The sequence below is a fragment of the Pseudomonas sp. BJa3 genome, from assembly GCF_026343815.1.
Classification (GTDB): domain Bacteria; phylum Pseudomonadota; class Gammaproteobacteria; order Pseudomonadales; family Pseudomonadaceae; genus Aquipseudomonas; species Aquipseudomonas soli.
On sequence record NZ_JAOXMC010000602.1, the window covers coordinates 1 to 230 of the forward strand.

Annotated in this window: 1 pseudogene; it reads left to right on the forward strand. The window is 68.7% G+C overall.

The features are described 5' to 3' along the window. Positions 1-230, forward strand: a pseudogene (locus OH705_RS28955) (peptidase); the annotation flags it as partial.

Sequence of the window (230 nt, forward strand, 5' to 3'; positions counted from 1 at the left end):
CTGCTGGTCGTACCCTGCGTGAGCCCCTGGGGCTACGAACGCATCCATCGTTGGAATGCGGATGCGCTGGACCCGAACCGCTCGTTCCGCGCGGACAGCCCCGCCCAGGAGTCCGCCGCGCTGATGGCGCTGGTCGCACCGGTAAAGGGCCGCGTGCGGATGCATATCGACCTGCACGAGACCACCGACAGCGACGAGACCGAATTCAGGCCCGCGTTGGCGGCGCGCGA